At 51.4% G+C, this 21,382-nt stretch carries 14 protein-coding genes and 5 tRNA genes; 8 read left to right on the top strand and 11 right to left on the bottom strand.

All coding sequences use genetic code 11. The features are described from left to right. Positions 1–207 precede the first annotated feature (207 nt). The gene (locus tag SPK40_RS18600; protein WP_371929362.1) at positions 208–1,575 is read left to right on the top strand and encodes a YjiH family protein; all 1,368 of its coding nucleotides are present in this window, start codon (positions 208–210) and stop codon (positions 1,573–1,575) included. Positions 1,576–2,224: 649 nt separating this feature from the next. Here the strand turns inward: SPK40_RS18600 and SPK40_RS18595 are convergent. From SPK40_RS18595 to SPK40_RS18555, 9 genes are all read right to left on the bottom strand, one after another. Continuing rightward, on the bottom strand, positions 2,225–3,166 hold the full coding sequence (locus tag SPK40_RS18595) for an ABC transporter permease (protein ID WP_248144595.1): 942 nt from the start codon (positions 3,164–3,166) through the stop codon (positions 2,225–2,227). Between the two features lie 2 nt (positions 3,167–3,168). Next, positions 3,169–4,146, bottom strand: a complete 978-nt coding sequence (locus SPK40_RS18590; protein ID WP_248144596.1) for an ABC transporter permease — start codon at positions 4,144–4,146, stop codon at positions 3,169–3,171. 66 nt (positions 4,147–4,212) lie between these two features. Next, on the bottom strand, positions 4,213–5,766 hold the full coding sequence (locus SPK40_RS18585) for an ABC transporter substrate-binding protein (protein WP_248144597.1): 1,554 nt from the start codon (positions 5,764–5,766) through the stop codon (positions 4,213–4,215). 145 nt (positions 5,767–5,911) lie between these two features. Beyond that, a complete protein-coding gene (locus tag SPK40_RS18580) occupies positions 5,912–7,630 on the bottom strand; it encodes an ABC transporter ATP-binding protein (RefSeq protein WP_330961492.1) in 1,719 nt (572 codons plus the stop codon). 822 nt (positions 7,631–8,452) lie between these two features. Beyond that, positions 8,453–8,529 (bottom strand) — tRNA-Pro (locus SPK40_RS18575). A 5-nt stretch (positions 8,530–8,534) separates the two neighbouring features. Beyond that, positions 8,535–8,610, bottom strand: a tRNA-His gene (locus SPK40_RS18570). A 47-nt stretch (positions 8,611–8,657) separates the two neighbouring features. After that, positions 8,658–8,734, bottom strand: a tRNA-Pro gene (locus SPK40_RS18565). 53 nt (positions 8,735–8,787) lie between these two features. Continuing rightward, positions 8,788–8,863, bottom strand: a tRNA-His gene (locus SPK40_RS18560). Positions 8,864–8,904: 41 nt separating this feature from the next. After that, positions 8,905–8,981: transfer RNA gene (locus SPK40_RS18555), tRNA-Arg, on the bottom strand. A 293-nt stretch (positions 8,982–9,274) separates the two neighbouring features. Here SPK40_RS18555 and SPK40_RS18550 point away from each other — a divergent pair. After that, positions 9,275–9,685: a c-type cytochrome gene (locus SPK40_RS18550; protein WP_248144599.1), complete on the top strand. Its 411-nt coding sequence runs from the start codon at positions 9,275–9,277 to the stop codon at positions 9,683–9,685. A 72-nt stretch (positions 9,686–9,757) separates the two neighbouring features. On the opposite strand, the gene rep is transcribed toward SPK40_RS18550, so the two are convergent. Further along, a complete protein-coding gene (gene rep, locus SPK40_RS18545) occupies positions 9,758–11,776 on the bottom strand; it encodes a DNA helicase Rep (protein ID WP_330961491.1) in 2,019 nt (672 codons plus the stop codon). 175 nt (positions 11,777–11,951) lie between these two features. Between rep and SPK40_RS18540 the strand changes: the two genes are divergently transcribed. From SPK40_RS18540 to ubiK, 4 genes are all read left to right on the top strand, one after another. Beyond that, positions 11,952–12,518 carry a TetR/AcrR family transcriptional regulator gene (locus tag SPK40_RS18540; RefSeq protein ID WP_330961490.1) on the top strand — a complete coding sequence of 189 codons (567 nt, stop codon included), beginning with the start codon at positions 11,952–11,954 and terminating at the stop codon, positions 12,516–12,518. Between the two features lie 33 nt (positions 12,519–12,551). Further along, positions 12,552–13,667, top strand: a complete 1,116-nt coding sequence (locus tag SPK40_RS18535) for an efflux RND transporter periplasmic adaptor subunit (RefSeq protein ID WP_330961489.1) — start codon at positions 12,552–12,554, stop codon at positions 13,665–13,667. A gap of 12 nt (positions 13,668–13,679) precedes the next feature. Further along, positions 13,680–16,796, top strand: a complete 3,117-nt coding sequence (locus tag SPK40_RS18530) for a multidrug efflux RND transporter permease subunit (RefSeq protein WP_330961488.1) — start codon at positions 13,680–13,682, stop codon at positions 16,794–16,796. A 158-nt stretch (positions 16,797–16,954) separates the two neighbouring features. Then, positions 16,955–17,212, top strand: coding sequence for a ubiquinone biosynthesis accessory factor UbiK (gene ubiK, locus SPK40_RS18525; RefSeq protein ID WP_248144610.1), 258 nt, complete (start codon positions 16,955–16,957; stop codon positions 17,210–17,212). A 92-nt stretch (positions 17,213–17,304) separates the two neighbouring features. Here ubiK and ilvC read toward each other — a convergent pair whose 3' ends face one another. After that, positions 17,305–18,789 carry a ketol-acid reductoisomerase gene (gene ilvC, locus SPK40_RS18520; protein ID WP_330961487.1) on the bottom strand — a complete coding sequence of 495 codons (1,485 nt, stop codon included), beginning with the start codon at positions 18,787–18,789 and terminating at the stop codon, positions 17,305–17,307. A gap of 130 nt (positions 18,790–18,919) precedes the next feature. On the opposite strand from ilvC, the gene ilvY reads away from it, so the two are divergent. Both ilvY and SPK40_RS18510 read left to right on the top strand, forming a co-directional pair. Further along, positions 18,920–19,792 (top strand): HTH-type transcriptional activator IlvY, encoded by an 873-nt coding sequence (gene ilvY / locus SPK40_RS18515; RefSeq protein ID WP_248144605.1) that lies wholly within the window; start codon positions 18,920–18,922, stop codon positions 19,790–19,792. A 9-nt stretch (positions 19,793–19,801) separates the two neighbouring features. After that, positions 19,802–21,010 (top strand): NAD(P)-binding domain-containing protein, encoded by a 1,209-nt coding sequence (locus SPK40_RS18510; protein ID WP_330961486.1) that lies wholly within the window; start codon positions 19,802–19,804, stop codon positions 21,008–21,010. Positions 21,011–21,382 lie beyond the last annotated feature (372 nt).

Below are 21,382 nucleotides of genomic sequence, written 5' to 3'. Positions count from 1 at the left end.
GATCTATCGTTGTTAAACGTGAGTTACTTATCATAACCTCTAATTTACAATGAATAATTAGACGATCCTTTCAGCAAAGTATTCCATTGCAGCAATAAAAAATGTAACCTGCGTTTGAATAATATTACCAATAACTGCATGTTCATGCTGGCCCCATTCACTTAGCCATCATAAAAACACGTTGTATCAGTTACTTAAAGGTCAATTATGTCAGAACAAGTGATAACTGGCGCAAAAACTCATAAAGCGCCTTGGCTCATGTTTATTCTGCCGTCTCTCATTGGTGTCCTGCTCTTTATGGCGCCTCTCAGTATCAATGGCGAAATTACGATCCCGATTGCCCTGATGGCCAAAGCCATTCAGAGCCTGTTTGAAGGCAGCCTGACGGCGATTGTCACAACCGTCATTACCATGACAGCATTGTGCTCAGTCTTGGTCCGCCTGACCAAGCCTCGCTTTATTGAACGCAAACCTTTTCTTGCCAACCTGTTTAAACCAAGCCTGCCTTGGTTCATCGTTCAATTAATGGGTGCAGTCTTTGCGAACCTGACGTTCTTCGAAGTCGGTCCGGCTGAGATTTACAATGGCAATACAGGCGGTCTGGTCCTGAACGACCTGCTGCCGGTTCTCTTTGCTGTATTCCTGTGTGCAGGTTTCTTCCTGCCGCTGCTGACCAACTTCGGTCTGCTGGAATTTTTCGGTGCGATGCTGACCAAAATCATGCGTCCGCTCTTTAAGCTGCCAGGCCGTTCAGCCATCGACTGTATGGCTTCCTGGCTGGCGGACGGCAGTGTGGGTGTACTGCTGACCAGCAAACAGTATGAAGAAGGCTTTTATACCAAGCGTGAAGCGGCCGTGATCGGAACTACCTTCTCCGCCGTCTCCATTACCTTCAGTCTGGTGGTCATTGCACAGGTGAAACTGGAGCACATGTTCCTGCCATTCTATGCCACGGTCTGTCTGGCCGGTGTAGTTGCAGCGATTGTTGTGCCACGTTTACCGCCACTGAGCCGCAAGCGTGATGAATACGTGTGCGGAACCGCTGCACCGGAAAACATGGATGCGCTGCCAGACGGCCACACGGTGATGAGCTACGGCCTGGAAAAAGCGTTTGAGCGTGCCGAGAAAGTCACCAGCATGCGCAAAGTGGTCAATGATGGTGTGAAAGCAGCGGTTGATATGGTCTTCGGCGTTCTGCCTGTGGTCATGGCGATTGGTACGCTGGCACTGGTGATTGCTGAGTACACTCCTGTCTTCAACTGGCTGGGCAAACCATTCATCCCGCTGCTGGAACTGCTGCAAATTCCTGAAGCGGCTGAAGCCTCAAAAACGATTGTGGTTGGCTTTGCGGACATGTTCCTGCCTGCAATTCTGGCAGCCGATATCCAGAGCGATCTGACGCGCTTTGTGATTGCCGCCCTGTCGGTCACCCAGCTGATTTATATGTCTGAAATCGGTGCTCTGCTGCTGGGCAGTAAGATCCCGGTCAAAGCCTGGGAACTGTTCGCCATTTTCATCCTGCGGACCCTGGTTACCCTGCCGGTTATCGCACTGATGGCACACCTGATTTTCTAATCAGACCCGGACTTCAGAACACATCAAAAGCGGCTGACCTCAGCCGCTTTTTTTATGCCCTGCACCCGTCATTGCAGCTTACGGGTTGCGTTCCCATGGCGCCACAAGCTGGGTAGCGCCCAACGGATCAACAGTTGCCCCTCCTATTTCCCTGCCCAGCATCTTACCTTTTCATCAGCCATTTAGTCGAACCTCACAGCTTCTGTCACACCGCACTGCAGGCTACAACTCATGTATCCAGTTCAATCACCGATGCCGGGCAAACTGTTGCCCCTTCGCTCGGAAACTTCTTCTCATATCCCAGTCCTTAGACCTGTCTTCCAATGCATGAATCCTGTTCCATCCATCCGACGAACGCCTGTACGATGATGGATATAGCGCACTGATGCTTTTAAGCCCGTACCGGCTTGCTCAGGCAACGCCCTGATACTCTGAGTCCGCAGATACGTACGCCTTGCCGATTCAACAAATACATCCGCTTCCAGGGAAGCTCAATTTGATACGGTGACACCAATGCTGTCGTCGTACCCAAACCCAGAGAAACTGAAAGCTGTTTCAGCAGCCAGAAGAAGCCAGTCCGACGAAACGACCGGTATAAAAAAGCCCCTGCTGAGCAGGGGCTGGAGGAAGGAAAAATCGGAGGTAAAGTTTAGCCTTTGTAAACTTTCGGGTTGAAAACATCCCGCAGCCAGTCACCCAGCAGGTTAATCACCAGAACCAGCGTCACCAGCACAATGCCAGGGAAGGCCGTAATCCACCAGGAGCCGGAGAAGATGTAGTTGAAGCCGATGCTGATTAAGGAACCCAGCGATGGCTGATCCACCGGCATGCCCAGTCCCAGGAAGGACAGCGCCGCTTCCGACATGATGGCATTTGCCACTTGAACCGTGGAAATCACCAAAATAGGTGACAGACAGTTCGGCAGAATATGACGGAACATGATACGCGGCGATTTCAGGCCCATCACCCGAGACGCTTCCACGTACTCTTTCTTCTTCTCGGCCAGAACCGATGCACGAACAGTCCGCGCATACTGCGGCCATTCCGCAATCCCGATGATCACCACCAGCATCACAATCGCGTACTGGCTGTAGAAATCACTGCCGAAACTGGCTTTGAAAATCGCCGAGACAATGATGGCCACCATCATGGTTGAGAACGACAGCTGAACATCCGCAATCCGCATCAGGAAACTGTCAATCCGGCCGCCAAAGTAACCGGCACACAGGCCGACGATAATGCCGATAAACAGCTGCAGTGCGACAGCAAACAGGCCAATCGCCAGTGAGATCCGCAAGCCATACATAATGGTCGACAGAATATCGCGGCCCTGATCGTCGGTCCCAAGCAGGAAGCGGGCATCCCCCATGTCCATCCAGGACGGCGCCAGCTCGGCATCCATAATGTCGATACTGTTCAGATCGTACGGATTCGTCGGCGAAATCAATGGGGCAAATACAGCCGCCAGCACAAAGAGCATGAACACCGCAAAGCTGCCCATTGCCACTTTGTCTTTCTTAAAGAAATAAATGAAATCCGAGTGCATAAAACGCTGCCAGCGTGAAGGCGCGTCGGTCGTCTTAGTCGTCATGATTACGCTCCTTTGCCAGTCAGGTTCACAGTTGGGTTGATCAGACCATACAACAGGTCGACCAGGGTGTTGGTCACCACGAAAATCAGACCCACAAAGATGACGTAGGCAGTAATCAACGGCGTATCAACCCGGTTGACCGCTTCCAGGAACAGGAAGCCTGTGCCCGGCCACTGGAACACCGTTTCCGTCAGAATGGTGTAAGCCACCATGGTACCAATCTGGACACCGCCGACAGTGATGACCGGCAGCATGGTGTTTTTCAGCGCGTGCTGATAGTACACCTTGTTTTGCGCCAGACCCTTGGCACGGGCAAATTTCACGTACTCGGTACTCAGCGCTTCCAGCATTTCAGAACGGACCAGACGGATAAAGAGCGGCAGCATAATCGAGGCCAGCGAGATACTCGGCAGGATCAGGTGCGCCAAACCATCCAGGGTAAAGAAACCGGAGTTCCATCCCAGCAGGTTCGCCGTTTCACCCCGTCCGAATGAAGGCAGCCAGCCTAGTTCAATCGAGAAAACATACATCAGCATAATGGCCGTCAGGAACACCGGGACCGATATCCCCACGATACTGAAGCCCATGATCACTTTCGTCAGGGCGCTGTTCGGATGTATGGCCGAATAGACCCCAAGCGGGATTGAGACCACCACAATAATTAATGACGCAGCAAACACCAGCTCCAGGGTTGCTACCAGTTTATCGAGGATGACGTCCACCACAGGACGCTTAAAGAAATAAGAGTTGCCTAAATCCCCGTGTACGGCTTTTGAAATAAAGCGTCCATACTTCACCATAAAGGGATCATTGAGGCCCATTTCAGTCCGCAGCGCATCACGCTCGGCTTCCGACACAGACTGCCCCACCAGCTCACGCAGCGGGTCGCCTAAATTGTCCTGGATAGCAAACGCCACCAGACTGATCACAAACATCACTACCAGTGCCTGCACCAGGCGCTTGACCAAAAACGTAAACATTCCTTGCCTCTTTCGACTTCCATAAGGAGGCCCCGGCTGATGCCGGAGCCTGAGTTACGGAGGGGATTACTTGATCACCAGATCGCCCAGGAACGGGGTGTCCATACCATTCACAATCGGTTTGATGTCCACATTCTTCTTGGCTGCCCAGGATGGGTCCTGCCAGTACAGAGGGACAAAGGCAGCATCGTTATACAGAATCTCTTCAACTTTCTTCAGCATTGCGCTGCGTTTTTCCAGATCTGTCTCGGTGTTTGCCGCTTCGACCAGTTTATCCACTTCTGAGTTTGAGTAATGACCGCAGTTGTACTGACCTTTACCGGTTTCAGCATTTCGTGTCATGGTCAGGAACTCAGTAAAGTTCGCTGAATCTTCTGTATCCGGGTGCCAGCCGATCATCAGCATTCCTGCTTCACACTTATCAAACTCAGGCCAGTATTGCGCCTTCGGCATGGTTTGCAGGTCGACTTTGATCTTGATTTTCGCCAGCATCGCCGCCACAGCCTGAGCGACTTTCTCGTCGTTCACATAACGGTTGTTCGGCGCAATCATCGTAATCGAGAAGCCATTTTCATAACCGGCTTCTTTCATCAGCTGCTGGGCTTTTTTAAGGTCATAACGCGGTTTCAGAGACTCATTGTAGCCCGCATAACCCACCGGGCTCTGCTGAGCCGCAGGCGTTGCCGAACCTTTCATGATTTTCTTCGCGATCCCTTCATTGTTTACGGCATAAACAATGGCCTGACGAACACGGGCATCACGCAGCGGCTCTGCAACTTTCTGGTTCATCTGGAACGTAATCACACGGGTACCCGGCATGGTCACCAGATCCAGCTTGTTGTTGCTCTGGATACGCTGATAATCGTTTGGCGATACCGGCGCAATCATGTCTACGTCGCCAGACAGCAGGGCTGCAACCCGGGTCGCATCTTCTTTGATTGGACGCAGGGTGATGTGGTCGACGTTGCCTTCACTGTCTTTGTCCCAGTAATCGGCATAACGCTCAAACTCAACTTTCACGCCCTGTTCGCGGCTGACCACTTTGAAAGGACCGGTCCCTGAAATATGCGTTGAGGCAAAGGTCGAACCGTTTTTCTTCAGCTCAGCTTTGTCTTTTCCATCTGCGGTTTTACCGGTGTAGAACTTGCTGTCCATTGGGAAAACATACGTCATCACGTTTTCGATCAATGGATAAGTCCCATCCGTCACCACGTCCACTGTGTGTGCATCGACTTTCTTGATTTCCACGATCGGGGTAAAAATCCCTTTGAAGTCGGCCGAAGTTTTCAGACGATTGAAAGTCCAGACAACGTCATCTGCGGTAAAGTCATTCCCGGAGTGGAATTTCACGCCTTCACGCAGCTTGAAACGCATGGTGGTGTCGTTTACACGCTCCCAGGATGTTGCCAGGCGCGGTTCGAATTCCATCGACTGAGTAAAACGGATCAGTGGATCAAAAGTCATGTGAGAAAGTTGCAGCGTACCGCCGGACAGTTGCTCATGCGGGTCCATAGACACTGGGTCCGCATCATAAGCCAGATTCAGATTCGCGGCGGCAGCACCGAAGCTCAGACCAGCAGCCATTAAAGCAACGGCTAACTTGCTCTTGAAGGTTTTCATTCGCATAGCTCCTTTATGCAGGGAGTGAACTCCCAGATGGTTATGTTTGCTTATTATTGATTTAGGTAAGCAACAAAAGCCCGGCTCCCGAAACAGAGCCATGCCGGCCGCTACATTAGCGGCCGGCGGGCAAACTGAATAACTGTCAGGCCAGCTTCAGACCTTCCTGACTCATTCCCTTAAATTCAGGCATCAGCGAAATCAATTGCTGACTGTACTCATGCTGTGGCGATGTAAACAGCTGCTCTGTCGGAGCTACCTCCAGCAGAGTCCCTTTCTGCATCACACCAATACGGTCACACATCTGGCGGATCACCGGCAGGTCGTGACTGATAAACAACATCGTCAGGTTCAGTTCATCCTGCAGATCTTTCAGCAGGTTCAGGATTTGAGCCTGCACCGAAACATCCAGCGCTGAGGTTGGTTCGTCGCAAATCAGCAGGCGCGGACGAGTTGCCAGTGCACGGGCAATTGAAATCCGCTGACGCTGACCGCCTGAGAATTCATGGGGATACTTCACGCCCGATGCGCGGCCCAGACCGACATGATCCAGCAGGTCCGCGACAATCTGCCGCACCTGGCCTTCGCTGTCCGCCAGTTTATGGAAACGGATCGGCTCGGCAATAATATCGAAAATCTTCATCCGCGGGTTCATGGACGAATACGGGTTCTGGAACACCATCTGCATCTGACGACGCAATGGGCGACGTTCGTTCTCATTTTTCAGCGCGGTCAGGTCAATGCCCTCAAACACGACTTTGCCCGAATTCGGCGGATACAAACCGGCAATCACCCGGGCAATGGTCGATTTACCGGAACCTGACTCACCCACCAGACCAAAGGTTTCCCCTTCAAAGACTTCAAAGCTGACATTATTGGACGCCTGAACATACTCCCGGCGGCTTTCGAAGAAAGAATCTTTGGTCACAAAACGCAGATTGACGTTTTCCACCTGAAGCAGCGCTCCCGTGTACTTACGCTGGTCTTCGCTCTGTCCCAGCCAGTGATTTTTCACGTCCAGCTGAGTCGTTTCACCGGCTTCTTCGATATAATTCACCAGCGGGAAGCGGTCGAGTTTGATATCCGAGCGCGGTACTGCAGAAATCAGGCTTTTGGTGTACGGATGGTTCGGATGACCCAGCACTTGTGCTGTCGGACCAATTTCAACCAGATCACCCCGGTACATCACAGCGACACGGTCCGTGACATTCGAGACCACGCCCATATCGTGCGTGACCAGCATACAGCCCACATTTTTCTTCACGCACAGCTCACGGATCAGATTCAGAATCTGATCCTGAATCGACACATCCAGTGCCGTCGTCGGTTCATCGGCAATAATCAGGTCCGGTTCACCAGCAAGCGCAATGGCAATCACCACCCGCTGACGCATCCCGCCGGAAAACTGGTGCGGATACTGTTTGATACGAACTTCAGGTTGCGGAATACCCACCTGCTCCATCAGCTTGATAGCGCGGCGCACAGCCTCTTCTTTGCTGACTTTGAGGTTGGTAATGATTGTTTCCGTCAGCTGGCGCTCTACCGTGAATAACGGGTTCAGAGAGGTCATCGGGTCCTGAAAAATGAAACCGATTTTGGCACCACGGACCCGACGCATGGCTTCAGGGCTCAGACCTGAAATCTTCTCGCCATCGAGGTAGACATCGCCGCTGGCAATTTTACCCGGAGGGCTCAGCAGATCGATCACGGCATTCCCCACGGTCGACTTACCCGCCCCGGACTCACCCACCACGCCAACAATTTCACCGCGATCAATCGTAAATGACAGCGACTTGACCGCAGCGTGGACACCGTGACGTGACGGATATTCAATACGAAGGTTTTTAACTTCCAATAATGCCATGTTCAGACCTCAACAACCTGGCAGTGTACCTGCCCGCCTGCAATTGCTTCCATTCAAATGCGCCAATTAAAAAACCGGCCACGTTAAGTGCCATCAATCTGGCAAACATTTCACGAAAAATCAACATTTCATGCTACAAAACTGTACTACAGCACAAAACAAGCATAAATAATCACTAGTTGCATAGCTAAAAATAAACATACAACCTAGAAATTCACTACGATAAACCTAGCTAAACATAGAACAAAATCGATATCGCACATAAAAATACGCATATTTATGCGACATCAACCACCACGACACCCTGAATAAAAAACCACACATTGTTAAACATGTCATTAACATACCCAGACGTTAGACCAGAGCTTCGAGAAAGACTGGTATAAGCCGCCACAAAAATAGCCACTCCCAAAATTTCACACCGACATCTAAGGCCCTGACAGCACAGAAAAACATGAATAAAAAACTGTGACTGGCATATCCCGATCCAAGAGAACCCCAAAGCGACGAAGAACAAACGACAGAAGAAAGAAGGACAGGCAAAAAGAGAACAAAACAAGATAGTCATCACCTCCATATGGCGATTACCCCGGTTCAATCAGCAAGGCACAGATGTTTTGTATTCAAAGCAGGTACAAAAAAACGTTCAATCAGCGGGTTTTCAAAAGGCATGGTAGCGTGAGAGGAAGCGCAGCGGGCATTTTCACACAGTAGACTTCGTACCTGACCAGTAAAGTCAGCGAGTCCCGTACATCAGAAAATACCGCCCATCGGAAAACAACAGATACAAAAAAGCCCGCTCATTGAGCGGGCTTTCGAAAGTGGTCGGTGAAGAGGGATTCGAACCCCCGACCCTCTGGTCCCAAACCAGATGCGCTACCAAACTGCGCTATTCACCGAAATATGGGGTGGCTAACGAGACTTGAACTCGCGACAACCGGAATCACAATCCGGGGCTCTACCAACTGAGCTATAGCCACCATCAAGATGGTGCGAGCAGAAGAACCTAATCTTCTGAACTGAAAAGTGGTCGGTGAAGAGGGATTCGAACCCCCGACCCTCTGGTCCCAAACCAGATGCGCTACCAAACTGCGCTATTCACCGACTTTTATTTTTTTGCGTACCGAGTTTAATCAAAAACTCCATACCAAATTGTATGGGGTGGCTAACGAGACTTGAACTCGCGACAACCGGAATCACAATCCGGGGCTCTACCAACTGAGCTATAGCCACCAATATTTCAACGCCAACAGTGCCGTCTTGCCGTTCCGGAGTGGCGCGCCCGACAGGATTTGAACCTGTGACCTTTGGCTCCGGAGGCCAACGCTCTATCCAGCTGAGCTACGGGCGCCTTGCCCTATCGGCGGTGGTGAATATTACGGATCAGCATGCGTGTCGTCTAGTCTTTTTTGCAAAAAAATTTGTATTCGCTTCATTTGTAACCATCTTTGGGTTGATTCGCATCATACAAACACAGCCGTTCTGTTTATCACCACCCCATTAACAGATATAATCACTCAGTTTTTTAACAGAAAAACCACTAATAAATGGTTCACAGCCTGTCGCAAAACGTCATATTTACAACAATCTACAGGATGGCTGTGTTATCCGAGCAAATAATCTGGGAGTGTTAAGGTGAGCTCAATGGAATTTTCTCTTCGACAACTTATGGTCGCAGCTGTCGCCACCCTTGCCATCAGCGGCTCAGCCGTCGCGGCAGATATGTCTGACGAAGCGATCGCAGATCGCATCAAGCCAGTCGGCTCAGTTTACAAAGAAGGTGATGCACCGGCTGCAACTGCCGCCGCTTCTGGTCCGCGTACCGGCGATCAAGTCTACGGCACCTTCTGTGTGGCCTGTCACAGCAGCGGCGTCATGGGCGCACCAAAATCCGGCAACGCAGCGGACTGGGGACCACGGATCGCGAAAGGCATGGATACCCTGACCAACCACGCCCTGAACGGATTTAATGCCATGCCGGCGAAAGGGACATGTATGGACTGTAGCGATGAAGAAATCGTTGCTGCCATCGAGCACATGACCAAAGGCCTGTAAGACGTACTTACCCTACATGAAAAAAGGTTAGCGCAAGCTAACCTTTTTTGTTTGATCTGAGGCCACGTGTGCTTATTTCTTATTGAACATCGCCCGTAGATTCGCGATATGTGCCTGGCCACGTTGCATCCGTTCTTCCGCAGAAACCGGTTTACGCTCCGTCTCCCAATCCAGATCATCCTGAGGCAACTCGTATAAGAATCGACTCGGTTCCGGCTTGATCAACTCCCCGTACTGACGGCGTTCCTTACACAACGTAAAAGTAAGCGCCTTCTGTGCCCGAGTGATCCCGACATAGGCCAGCCGTCGCTCTTCCTCAACATTGTCTTCATCAATGCTGGTCTGGTGCGGCAGAATACCTTCCTCGGTGCCAATCAGATAAACATACGGAAACTCCAGACCTTTTGAGGCATGCAGTGTCATCAGCTGAACCTGATCTGCCTCATCGTCATCTTCCCCGCGTTCCATCATGTCCCGCAGCGTCATCCGCTGAACCACTTCTTTCAGGGTACGCACTTCGTTGTCGTAATTATCCCCTTCCAGATCCGCTGTCACCCAGCTGTACAGATCCGACACATTCTTCATCCGCATCTCAGCAGCTTTCGGACCGGCAGAAGTTTCAAACAGCCAGTCCTCATAATGGATGTCCCGGATCAGCTGGCGGACTGCCGCAACCGCATCACCGCGTTCAGCGTTATCGGCCAGCTCGACAATCCAGCGGGTAAACTGGCGCAGACTGTCTAATCCGCGGCCGGTCAGGTGCTGTTCCAGGCCCAGCTCAAAACTGGCATCAAACAGACTCTTGCCCCGCATATTGGCATAAGTGCCCAGCTTCTCCAGGGTGGCCGGGCCAATCTCACGCCGCGGCGTGTTCACGATGCGCAGGAAAGCATTATCGTCATCCGGATTGGTCAGTAGGCGCAGGTAAGCCATGATGTCCTTGATCTCGGTACGGGAGAAAAATGAGGTTCCCCCGGAGATTTTGTAAGGAATCCGGTTCTGCATCAGCGCCTTCTCAAACAGTCTGGACTGATGGTTGCCCCGGTACAGAATGGCGTAATCTTTGTAATCGGTGTTATTCAGAAAGCGATGGGCAATCAGTTCACCGATCACTTTCTCCGCTTCATGCTCTTCATTTTTTGCCGTAATGACCTTCAGCATGTCGCCATCCGGAATTTCCGAGAACAGGGTTTTCTCGAACACGTGCGGGTTATTGGCAATCAGAATGTTAGCGGTTCGCAGGATCCGGCTGGTTGAGCGATAATTCTGCTCCAGCTTGATCACCCTCAGGGTCGGAAAATCTTTGTTCAGCAATGCCAGGTTTTCCGGCTGGGCTCCACGCCAGGAATAAATCGACTGGTCATCATCTCCCACCACGGTAAATTTAGCCCGCTCACCCACCAGCAGCTTCACAAACACATACTGACTGGTATTGGTGTCCTGATATTCGTCCACCAGCAGGTAACGGATTTTGTTCTGCCAGCGCAGACGCACTTCCTCGTTATCCCGCAGCAAGAGGACCGGCATCAGAATCAAATCATCGAAATCCAGCGCGTTGTAAGCTTTCATCTGCCGCTGATACAACTCATAGCAATGGGCAAACAGCTGGTCACGCTCACTGCGGGCTTCGGCTTTGGCCTGTGTCGGCGATTTCATGTCGTTCTTCCAGTTGGAAATCGATGACAACAGGAGTTTGAGCAAATCTTTATCGCCGTCAATTTGAGCTTCCGTCAGCTCCTTGAGCAGCGCCATCTGGTCCTGATCATCAAACAGGGAGAAACTCGCCTTCAGACCCAGCGTCTTATATTCGCGACGGATGATATTCAGCCCCAGAGTGTGGAAGGTCGATACCGTCAGACCCTTGGCTTCCTGACGGCCCAGCGTCTGGCCCACCCGTTCTTTCATCTCCCGGGCAGCTTTGTTGGTAAAGGTCAGCGCCGCAATGTTCCGGGCTTTGTACCCGCATTGCTGGACCAGATAGGCAATTTTATTGGTAATAACCCGCGTTTTGCCTGAACCGGCGCCAGCCAGTACCAGACACGGCCCGGCCACGTAACGCACTGCCTCATTTTGTCTGGGATTGAGTTTCATGATTTACCCTGTGAGTCATGTTTGATTCAGCTGCCGCATTGTAACCTGATCTCGTCTCGTGTCTATTTCAGACAGCTCCCGTGTTTTTGGTCACAAAAAATGAGTAACAAGTAAGTTGCACAGAATTTAAGCGTCGATAATAATGAATGAACGTTCATTCACCTTGTGAGTAGCAATGACTGATAAAAAAGAACGTATCTTGCAGGCAACCGAAGAATTGCTGGCAAAACATGGTTTTCACGGTCTGTCGATGAACATGGTGGCGAAAGAAGCCAAGGTAGCAACAGGTACGATTTATCGGTATTTCACGGATAAAGACGACCTGCTGTACCAGCTTCACGATCATATACTGACCATTGTCGCCCAAAAAATCACGCAGAACATTTCGGATGTCATGCCGCTGGAACTTCGGTTTCGTACCATGTGGCTGAACATCTGGAATATGGCCACGGACAACGAAGCACCGCTGATTAATCAGGGCCAGTTTGAAAACATGCCGCATCGCGGAAAGCAGTACAAGAAAGCGTTAGAAAAAACACTCTTTGCCCCGATCGACAGGATGTTTGAAGAGGGGAAAGCTCAGGGGCTGTTTAAGCCTTTAGACAACGAGATACTCGCCGCTCTCAGTTTGGAACCCAGCGCTGCGCTGGCACGCAAACACCTGACCGGCACCTTTACGGTAAGCGATGATGCACGGGATGCCGCCATCAATGCTTGCTGGGATGCACTCATTAAACACTGATTTCGCATTAACGAAGACTCCGGAGCAAAGATAATGAAAAAGTGGGGAGCATGGATTGTCATGTTAGTCATCGTTGCCGCTCTCTTTGGCACGTTGTTCACATACCAATACGTAATAATTAAAGGGAAAATAGAATATTTCGCCAATCTACCCGAACCGGATTTCCCGGTGACTGTCGTCGACGTCAAAGCCACCAATTGGGTACCAGCCATTGAAGCTATTGGCTTTATTGAGCCGAATCAGGGTGTCACGATCACAACTGAAGTCTCAGGTGTCATCAAGACTCTGAACTTTGACTCGGGTATGTCGGTCAAGCAAGGTCAGCGCCTGCTGGCACTGGACTCTGATGTTGAAGAAGCCAACCTCAAGAGTTCACAAGCGCGCCTGCCTGCTGCCAAAGCAAAATACATCCGTTATCAGGACCTTTATAAAAAAGGCTCCCTTTCCAAGGAAGCTTTCGACGACGCTCAGGCCAGTTATTTCTCGCTGATGGCAGATATTGAAAGCCTGAAAGCAACGATCGATCGCCGTATTATTGCCGCACCATTCTCAGGTGAAGTCGGTCTGCGGAATGTGTTCCTGGGTCAGTACATCCAGCCCGGTACGGATATCGTCCGTCTGGAAGATACTTCCCTGATGAAACTGCGCTTTACGATCCCGCAAACCGATCTGGCGGATATCCATATCGGCCAGGAAGTGGATATCGCAATTGATGCTTACCCGGAAGCAAACTTCCAGGGCAAAATCAGTGCCATTGAACCGGCGGTGAACTATCAGAGCGGTCTGGTTCAGGTTCAGGCTGACATTCCAAACAATGACGGTCGTCTGCGCAGCGGTATGTTTGCCCGTGCCCACATCATCCTGCCAACGCAGGAAAACCAGGTTGTTCTGCCGCAACACGCCATCACCTACACCCTGTACGGCAACAACGTCTACATCATCTACAAAGACGACAAAGGCGACCTGCGTGTGCGTCAGTCTGTGGTCAAAACCGGTGAACGCAAGCGCGACAACATCCATGTTCTGGAAGGCGTCAAACCGGGCGACCAGGTGGTAACCACAGGTCAGGTTCGCCTGAGTAATGATGTGAAAGTACGCATTGTTGATAACAATGCCCTGAAAACCCCGGCTGAAACACCGATGCTGTGATTCGGAGGTTAAATGCGCTTTACTGACATATTCATAAAAAGGCCGGTCCTTGCCGTCTCAATCAGCATTCTGATTGCACTGCTCGGTTTCCAGGCCATCTTCAAAATGCAGGTCCGGGAATATCCGGAGATGACGAATACCGTCGTCACGGTGACCACCAGCTACTACGGGGCCAGTGCCGATCTGATCCAGGGCTTTATTACCCAGCCGCTGGAGCAGGCCATCGCGCAGGCGGATAACATCGACTACATGACATCGTCGTCTGTTCTGGGTTCATCGACCATTACGGTCACCATGAAGCTGAACACAGACCCGAACGCGGCGCTGGCTGATATTCTGGCCAAAACCAACTCGGTCCGTTCTCAGCTGCCGCGTGAATCCGAAGACCCGACGGTGACCATGTCGACCGGTTCAACCACTGCGGTGATGTACATTGGTTTCACCAGTGATGAGTTAAGCTCCAGCCAAATCACAGACTACCTGGAGCGGGTTTTCAACCCGCAGCTGTTTACCGTCAATGGTGTCTCCAAAGTCGATCTGTACGGCGGGATGAAATACGCACTACGTGTCTGGCTGGATCCGGCCAAAATGGCAGCGTATAACCTGACCGCGTCCGATGTGATGACCGTCCTGAACGCCAACAACTACCAGTCTGCCACGGGTCAGGCCAATGGTGAGTTTGTGCTGTATAACGGCACCGCTGACACTCAGGTAAAGACAACAGACGAACTACAAAAGCTGGTTGTTTCAACCCAGAAAGGTCAGGTGATTCGACTGGGTGACATTGCCAAAGTCACTCTAGAGAAAAGCCACGACATTTACCGGGCGACAGCAAACGGTCAGGAGGCCGTGGTTGCCGCGATCAACGCAGCTCCGAGTGCCAATCCGATTAACATCGCTGCCGATGTGCTGGAGCTGTTGCCTGAAATTCAGCGCAACATGCCAAGTAACATCAAAATGAACGTTCTGTACGACTCCACGGTTGCCATTAACGAGTCTATTCAGGAAGTTATCAAAACCATCGGTGAAGCAGCACTGATCGTACTGGTTGTCATCACCCTGTTCCTGGGTTCATTCCGGGCCGTGCTGATCCCGATCATCACCATCCCGCTGTCACTCATTGGTGTGGCGATGCTGATGCAGGGCTTCGGATTCTCCTGGAACCTGATGACCCTGTTGGCCATGGTTCTGGCCATCGGTCTGGTGGTCGATGACGCCATCGTGGTCCTGGAAAACGTCGACCGTCATATCAAGCTGGGTGAGTCGCCGTTCCGTGCTGCCATTATCGGGACACGGGAAATCGCGGTGCCGGTCATTGCCATGACCCTGACGCTGGGTGCGGTATACGCGCCGATTGCGCTGATGGGCGGGATCACCGGTTCGCTGTTTAAGGAATTCGCCCTAACGCTAGCAGGTTCCGTATTCATCTCCGGGATCATCGCCCTGACGCTGTCGCCAGTGATGTGTTCCAAGATCCTCAAAGCACACGACAAGCCAAACCGCTTTGAAGACACGGTTCACAGCGTGCTGGATCGCATGACGGCCGGCTATGAGAAAATGCTGGGCACTGTCATGAACTTCCGTCCGGTTGTGATTGTATTTGCCCTGATCGTCTTTGCCGTCCTGCCCGTGTTGTTCAAGTTCATCCCGAGCGAACTGGCACCGGCGGAAGATAAAGGCGTCCTGATGATGATGGGTACCGCGCCATCGACTTCCAACCTGGATTACATCGAAAATACCATGAGTGAAGTGAACCAGATGCTGAGCGATCAGCCGGAAGTTGCTTTTGCTCAGGTCTTCTCCGGTGTGCCCCAGTCGAATCAGGCATTCGGTATTGCGTCCATGGTGCCCTGGAGTCAGCGTGAAGCCAGTCAGGCCGAAGTTGTTGGCCGGGTCACCAAACTGGTGAACGATGTTCCGGGCATGTCCGTGACGGCATTCCAGATGCCGGAGCTGCCGGGCGCCGGTTCAGGTCTGCCGATTCAGTTCGTTATCACGACACCGAATAACTTCGAAAGTCTGTTCCAGGTGGCAACGACTGTCCTGGCTGACGTCAGCAAGAACCCGATGTTCGTCTATTCAACCCTGGATCTGAACTTTGATTCAGCCACGATGAAGATCAGCATTGATAAAGACAAAGCCGGTGCCTATGGTGTCACCATGCAGGATATCGGGATCACCCTGAGTACCATGATGGCCGATGGTTATGTCAACCGGATTGATCTCAATGGCCGCTCATACGAAGTCATCCCGCAGGTAGAAAGGAAGTACCGTCTGAATCCAGAGTCGCTGAACACATACTATGTCCGTGCTGCGGACGGTAATTCGGTTCCTCTGGGCAGCCTGATCAACATTGATGTGATCGCAGAGCCACGTGCCCTGCCACACTTCAACCAGCTGAACTCCGCGACCGTTGGTGTGGTACCGATGCCGGGCACCGCTATGGGAACTGCCATTGACTGGTTCAAAACAGAAGCCGCCAGCAGCCTGCCTGCAGGTTACCAGTATGACTTTATGGGCGAAGCCCGTCAGTTCGTGACTGAAGGGAACGCGCTGTTTGCGACCTTTGGTCTGGCCCTGGCAGTTATCTTCCTGGTCCTGGCGATTCAGTTCGAATCCCTGCGCGACCCAATGGTCATCATGGTCTCGGTACCGCTGGCAATCTGTGGCGCCTTAGTCGCCCTGGCCTGGGGGCTGGCATCAATGAACATATACTCGCAGGTGGGTCTGATCACGCTCATCGGTCTGATCACCAAGCACGGGATTCTGATCTGTGAGGTTGCTAAAGAAGAGCAGCTCAATCACAAGATGGACAAAATGTCTGCGGTGATGCAGGCAGCCAAAGTACGTCTGCGCCCGATTCTGATGACCACTGCCGCGATGATTGCCGGTCTGATTCCGCTGCTGTACGCCACCGGCGCTGGTGCAGCACAGCGTTTCAGTATCGGTATCGTGATTGTGGCCGGTCTGGCGATCGGGACCCTGTTTACTTTGTTCGTTCTGCCAGTCATTTACACGTATCTGGCCAGCACACATAAACCGCTGCCTGTCTTTGTCGAGGACAAAGACCTGGAAAAGCTCAAACGGGCTGATGAAGCGAGACTAGCTCTCAGAGCCCGTGAAAATTAACCACCATTTTCACTTTGATTCTTCAGGCCGCGCAAGCGGCCTTTTTTATGGAGAGAAAGGCACGTGTCGCTGATCCCAGGATTCCTGCCTGCGGCAGGGTGAAATTGGTGTACACTAACGTCAAGTATCACAATACCTTCATGGAGTTAAACCCGCGTATGTTTGATCCAAAGAAACTTGAGCAGGTTGCAAAGCAGATTCAGGATGCGATGCCTCAACCGGTCAAAGCGCTTGGTCAGGACGTTGAGCAGAAAGTGCGTCAAACGATTCAGGCACAGCTGAGCAAACTGGATGTCGTCAACCGCGAAGAGTTTGATGTGCAGACTCAGGTCCTGCTGCGTACCCGCCAGAAACTGAATGAGCTGGAACAAAAAGTAGCTCAGCTGGAAGCCCAGCTGTCCGACAAAGCGGAATAATCAGCGTTTCGCCTGAACACCGCTCCGAACATGAAAAAGCCCGGCGTGATTGCCGGGCTTTTTGTTACTAGAAAGGAAGAAAAATCAGGTGATTAGTCACCGACAGCGATACGCTTCATGTCAGTCATGTAACCACGCAGTTCCTGACCAATCAGCTCAACCGGATGGCTGCGCAGTGCTTCATTCACATCAATCAGTGTTTGGTTATCCGCCTGGTTGCTGCTTTCGCCCAGACCTTTACCGATCACGTCTGTACCCACCTTCGGCATGAACTGCTCACGCAGCAGTGGCGTCGCGACATTCGCGAACAGATAGTTCCCGTATTCAGCAGTATCGGAAATCACCACGTTCATTTCATACAGACGCTTCCGGGCAACGGTATTGGCAATCAGTGGCAGCTCGTGCAGTGATTCATAGTAAGCTGACTCATCAATAATGCCTGAAGCGGTCATCGCTTCGAATGCCAGCTCAACCCCGGCACGCACCATCGCGACCATCAGGATACCGTTGTCAAAATATTCCTGCTCACTGATCTTCAAATCAGACTGCGGATAGTTTTCGAAAGCAGTTTCAGCAGTTTCAGCACGCCAACCCAACAAGTTTGCATCATCATTGGCCCAGTCGGCCATCATGGTGCCAGAGAACTCACCGCTGATGATGTCATCCATATGCTTGTTGTACTGTGGACGCATCAGATCTTTCAGTTCTTCAGACAATTCAAAGGCTTTGATTTTTGCAGGATTCGACAGACGATCCATCATGTGGGTAATGCCGCCGAATTTCAGTGCTTCGGTAATGGTTTCCCAGCCAAATTGCAGCAGTTTACCGGCATATGCAGGCTCAATGCCTTCTGCAACCATCTTTTCGTAACAAACAATCGAACCAGCCTGCAGCATCCCGCACAGAATGGTTTGTTCACCCATCAGGTCAGATTTCACTTCAGCAACGAAAGACGATTCCAGCACACCGGCACGGTGACCACCGGTTGCAGCCGCCCAGGCTTTGGCGATTTCCAGACCCTCGCCCTGCGGATCATTTTCCGGGTGAACCGCAATCAGGGTCGGCACCCCGAAACCACGTTTGTATTCTTCACGTACTTCTGTGCCTGGGCACTTCGGTGCAACCATCACAACCGTGATATCCGGACGGATTTGCATGCCTTCTTCAACAATGTTGAAACCATGCGAGTAACCCAGCGCAGCACCTTGCTTCATCAGAGGCATTACCGTGGTTACAACATCCGTGTGCTGCTTGTCTGGCGTCAGGTTAACCACCAGATCCGCCTGCGGGATCAGCTGTTCATAGCTACCAACTTCAAAACCGTTATCTTTGGCATTGCGGAAAGAGGCACGTTGCTCATCGATCGCAGCCTGACGCAGCGCATACGCCACATTCAGACCGGAGTCACGCATGTTCAGCCCTTGGTTCAGGCCCTGTGCACCACAACCCACAATCACGACTTTTTTACCTTTCAGGTAATCTGCTTCCTGAGCAAACTCGCTGCGATCCATAAAACGGCAACGGCCCAGTTGATCCAATTGCTGACGCAAATTTAAGGTATTGAAATAGTTAGCCATAACAAGTTACTCCGTGAAATCTGATCCTTGGTCGGCACGTCATTGCCGAATAACCTGATAGTAGATCAGGCGCTATGTTGTCCAAAGTGATATATTCACAACATCACATTGCAAAAAGTGCAACACCATCATGAATATCAAATCACTGCAGTTCTTCCTTCATTTGTGTAACAGCAAGAACTTTAGTCAGACTGCGCAGAAAATGCATATCAGTCCGTCGGCACTGAGCCGCCAGATCCAACGCCTCGAGCAGGAGCTGGCTCAGCCGCTGTTTATCCGTGACAACCGCAGCGTTGAACTCACAACAGCCGGACACAAACTGCTTCCCGTCGCCAGCCGTATCGTTGCCGAATGGCAGCACCTGCAACAGGAACTGACGGAGCAAGATCAGATGCTCAAAGGCAAACTGACGCTCTTCTGCTCAGTCACCGCCAGTTACAGTCATTTGCCTGCAGTCCTGAACCAGTTCCGGCAACATTACCCGCAAGTCGAAATACAGCTGGTCACCGGTGATCCGGCGCAGGCGATTGATAAAGTCATGCAGGACGAGGCAGATTTCGCCATTTCAGCGCTGCCGGCCAATCTTCCCGGAAAACTGGCCTTTATCTACCTGGGCGATGTCTCTATGTCACTGATCAGCCCTCTGGCCCCACCGCCCGCGCTTCAGGTCTTGCTCACGCCGGAAATTCAATGGGAAAAACTTCCCTTTATTCTTCCAGAGCATGGCAGTGCCAGAGAAAACGCTGACAAGTGGATGAAATCTCATAAAATTAAGCCTAACATTTATGCCCAAGTTGCTGGACATGAGGCTATTGTTAGTATGGTAGCATTGGGATGTGGCATAGGGATTGCGCCAGATGTTGTCATAGAGAACAGTCCGATTCGCGACCAGATACAAAAGCTGCCCACAGCAACTGTAGACCCTTTAATACTGGGATTGTGTTGTAAACAAAGCCGGCAAAAGGAACCGCTTTATCAGGCGCTGCTGGCACTATTCAAATAGCAGGTCCATATGACGTCATCGCATACTTTGACACACAGCTACTATTCCGCCTTTTATGCTGAAAAAGGCTTTCACTTTCTGGAGCAGATCGCAAAGGATTACACACTGCCCGATAATCTGGTCGTTTTTTCGGTCATGCATTGTTACGAAGGAACACTGCCTTATCTCAATGTCCTGTGCCAGCTGGCTGACCACGTCGTATTTATCCCGAAACAGGCCACGTTCTGTAACAACAGCTCACTCCTGAATACCATTGAGACCATTGAAAACTGTCAAACGGTCGAACCCGGGTTCGACAAAATCGCTTTACGCGACCCGGCCTGCTGTGTTGAATTGATCCGCCGATATACCAAAGAGGGGCAAGCTTTTCTGATCCTGGACCACGGCGGCTATTTTGCTCAGGGTGCTGAAGCCATATTAGAAGCATTCAGCAAAGAGTGCGTGGGGATTACGGAACTGACAGCAAATGGCGTCGCCAAATACCGGAACAGGCACCTGCTCAAACCCTTGGTTTCTGTCGCTCACCTGAGTATCAAAACACCGGCAGATTATGAAGCGTCAGAGTGCATTGTTCACTATACCGATCAGATTCTGCGCGAAGCCTTTGGTCTGAAACTCAACAACCAGGGATTTTTGTCGATTGGGGTCATCGGCAGCGGTAATCTGGGCCGCGGGATCTGCAAAACCCTGCAAGGCAAAGGGATTCATGACCTCTACGTCAGCGATCAGGATCCCCGTCGGCTGACCGCAATGCCGCGCAACGGCATTCAGGTCTGCTCGACGGAAACCATGCTCAACCACTGCAATCTGATCTTCTGCTGTACAGGTAATGAGGCACTTCATACGGCGCACTTGCAGTCCCGGCGTGAAAACCTCTTTGTTGCAACCGTCACTTCCGCAGATGATGAACTGAATCTGCCTGAGCTTGTGCACAATGGCACCCTTCGTTATATCGGAGGGAATACGCTCGTCAAAGAATACAAAAATCAGCACGAGGCAAGCATCTACTTACTGGCTGGCGGTGAGTCTGCCAACACACCTTTCAAGACGGGGATGGGTGACCCAACCCTCTATCTGTTTGAAGCCGCCCACCTGCTGGCCGGACTGCAGCTTGCCAGCCAGAACCACAGTTACGCCGCCGGGATCCAGGCGTTATCTGCTCAGGATGAAATCTTCATTGCCGAACAATGGCTGCGCTTCTTCTATCACTACAGTTAAGTGATCTGCAATACAGGCATCGTTCCTTTCATTCACAGCACTCCGCGCCATAGCTTTCTATTGGCGCTCAAAGCGAGACTTCCCAGTCCCCCGTTGTTTTTCTGCGCCAGACAGACGTACACATCGCAGCATCTCTGCTTTCCGGTTCTCCTATCAGCCATGATACAGTCATTAAACCTCTAGCCATATAATCCGGCATACCTAGCTTGCAGCTGTTTCCAGTGAGACAAGTGCTCTGGTTGAGGCGATTTCGATTATCAGAAGAAATTTGGGATAGACGTTGGAATTGATAAATCCCAAACGTAAAAAAGCCCCAGTCTTTCGACGGGGACGCCTAGTCTGCGGCTTTCGTCAGTGAGAAATTATCAGAAC

This window comes from Photobacterium sp. 53610 (genome assembly GCF_036409375.1).
In the GTDB taxonomy this organism is placed as follows: Bacteria; Pseudomonadota; Gammaproteobacteria; order Enterobacterales; family Vibrionaceae; genus Photobacterium.
This window is presented reverse-complemented; position numbering and strand designations above follow the sequence as displayed.